A 2,588-nucleotide genomic window follows, 5' to 3' on the forward strand; every position below is an offset into this window, starting at 1 on the left:
CTAGGTCGCATGGCGGCGTGGAATCCCAGGCACCAGGGACGCGCATCGATGTCGCCGTTCGGCTTGCTATGATGGATCGGCTCGAACCGATCCGGGTTGGTGGAGAGGGTTTTGCTGATAGCGTTGTGGTGCTGCGCGGAGGCGGAGATCGCGGCGAACTCCGGCGTGCCGCCGTGGTTGAAGGCGTCGGCGTCGATTGCGAGCAGCGGACAGATCCAGTCGAGCGGACTGATCGACACCGGCCCGGCCACGATCGCAGCAATGTAGCCGTCCAGCACCGGCAGGCTGGTGGCAACGGGACGCCGCTCGACGCGGTCCTGCAGCCATCGCTCAAGCTGCACGAGCGACATGGCGGCAGCCGCCATCGATGGCGATGCTTTATCGCGACGCCGGCTCATATCGCGACGCCGGCTCATGCGACCACCTGCGCGGTGCGCGCGTGGGCAGTCTTCCAGTTCCAGGCCAGCAGCTCGTGCAGCTGATGGCTCTTGGTTCGCCCGGAGACGATGCGCTCGAGCACGTCGGCCAGGTAGGCCTGCGGATCGAGATCGTGGAGCTTTGCGGTGTTAACGAGCGATGCCAGGATCGCCCAGCTCTCGGCGCCACCCTCGCTGCCGCTGAACAATGAGTTCCGGCGGCCCATTGCGATCGGGCGCATCGAACGCTCCACCGTATTGGAGTCGACCTCGACCCGCCCGTCGCTGAGGAATAGCGTCAGCCCATCCCAGTGATTGAGCGCATAGTTGATGGCCTCCGCCAACTTCGACTGGGAGAAGAGCTGGCCGACCATTGCCGTCAGCCGCGCCCTGAGCGCCGCCATCAGTGGTGCGGTCCTGGTGCGGCGGGCGGCAAGCCGCTGTTCGGCGCTGCTGCCGCGGATCTCAGCCTCGATGACATAGACCGCCTGCAGGCGTTCGATCACTTCGCGAGCGAACGGTGACTGGGTCGTCTTGTACACCTCGACGAATTTGCGTCGGGCATGCGCGAGACAAAAAGCGAGCTGGATCGCGCCGCCATGCTCACGGGCAAGCGCCTTGTAGGCGGCATAGCCGTCGACTTGCAGAATGCCGGAAAAGCCCGTCAATTGTCCGGCGATCTCCTCGGTGCCGCGGCCGTCGGCGAACACATAGGCGACCGCCGGCGGTGCGGGGCCGCCCCATGGTCGGTCATCCACGGCATGCGCCCAGAACTGGCAGATGCGGGTGCGACGTCGCCCGGGGTCGAGCACCGGCATCGGCGTCTCGTCGCAGAACAGCCGCGGCGAGGCTTGGATCATTCGCAGCTGGAGTTCATAGAGGCTCTTGAGCCACCATGCGGCACGCTTCACCCAGCCGGCCAGTGTCGCGCGGTCGAGATGAATGCCCTGGCTGGCCAAAATCTGCACCTGCCGATACAACGGCAGATACCAGGCAAACTTCGACACCACCACGTGGGTCACTAGCGCCGTCGAGGCCATGCCGCTCTCGATCAGCCGCGGCAGCACCTTGGCCTGCACCACGCCATCGGTGCAGCCGCGGCAGGCATATTTGGGACGGATCGTGCGCAGCACCCGCAGGATCGCCGGGATCACGTCCAGCACTTCACTGACATCCTCGCCGATCTTGTGCAGACGGCCCTCGCAACACGGGCACGCCGTCGCGTCCGGCTCCAGCACCTGCTCGCAGCGCGGCAAGTGCTTGGGCAGCGCGCCGATGTTGCGGCTCGCCTTCTTGCGTGGCTTACCGGCCGGCTTGGTCGCCGGCAAATCATCGTTGGCTGGCGCAGGTGGTGTGACGCCGGTCTCCAGATCGTCCAGCTCGAGCGCGAGCTGCTCGGCGACGAGCGCCGCCAGCCGCTCCGAGCGCTTCCCGAACATCATCTCCTTGAGCGTCTGTATCGCCACACGTAGCTTCTCGTTCTCGGCGTCGAGCGCGAGCACCATCTCGGTCAGAGCCGCCAGATCAGTCGGGAGAGCGTCGGGGCGAATCGCCATGATGATCAAAAGATACATGCACGCACTACAGGCTCCAGCGAAATCCTCACCTCTCAGCCGACAACGGCCGGCTGCTTCACAGGCTTGGGTGAAACACGCGTCCACTCAAGCCCGTCGAGCAGCATCGCGAGCTGCGTCGCACTTAGATGCACCACTCCGTCGCGGATCGGTGGCCAAGTGAAGCGTCCCTGGTGCAGCCACTTCGTCACCAGCACCATGCCGCTGCCATCCCATGCCAGAAGCTTCACTCTGTCCGCGCGCTTGCTGCGGAACACGAAGACGTCGCCGCAGTACGGGTTCGCACGCAGCGCTTCGCTCACCAGCGCCGACAACGTGTGCACCGATTTGCGAAAGTCGACCGGCTGTGCCGCCAGCACCACCTTGAGGTCAGACCGTAGCGCAATCACCGGATGCCCCGAAGCGCCGACAGCACCGTCGAAAGCGTCGCCAGCTCCACTCCCGGCTCAACCCGAATGCGCGCCCCGCTCATCTCGATCTCGACCACCCCGCCAAGCTTGCCTGGGGGCGATGCCATCTGCGGCAGCACCATATGCGCCGGCGCCAGGCGGCCCGGCTCGCCCGTCGTCGCAGGACCGCCCTCGCAGGCGATTCGAAC

Annotated in this window: 4 protein-coding genes; all 4 read right to left on the bottom strand. The window is 65.7% G+C overall.

All coding sequences use genetic code 11. From position 1 onward, the window contains the following. A partial coding sequence (locus IVA82_RS38830; protein ID WP_247388575.1) for a UPF0149 family protein occupies positions 1–365 on the bottom strand: 365 nt, incomplete at its 3' end. Positions 366–412: 47 nt separating this feature from the next. Continuing rightward, complete coding sequence (locus IVA82_RS38835; RefSeq protein WP_247388578.1) at positions 413–1,972, bottom strand: IS66 family transposase; 1,560 nt, start codon at positions 1,970–1,972, stop codon at positions 413–415. A 53-nt stretch (positions 1,973–2,025) separates the two neighbouring features. Further along, entirely contained in the window at positions 2,026–2,379 is a 354-nt protein-coding gene (tnpB, locus tag IVA82_RS38840; protein ID WP_247388576.1) for an IS66 family insertion sequence element accessory protein TnpB, read from the bottom strand. After that, the coding region (locus tag IVA82_RS38845) for a hypothetical protein (protein WP_247388577.1) at positions 2,376–2,588 on the bottom strand (213 nt) is incomplete at its 5' end. The genes tnpB and IVA82_RS38845, both read right to left, overlap by 4 nt.

The organism is Bradyrhizobium sp. 142, assembly GCF_023074015.1.
GTDB lineage: Bacteria > Pseudomonadota > Alphaproteobacteria > Rhizobiales > Xanthobacteraceae > Bradyrhizobium.

Excerpts from the sequence above, each read along its gene's own strand:
- IVA82_RS38835 (WP_247388578.1), bottom strand. The coding sequence starts at position 1,972 with ATGGCGATTCGCCCCGACGCTCTCCCGACTGATCTGGCGGCTCTGACC.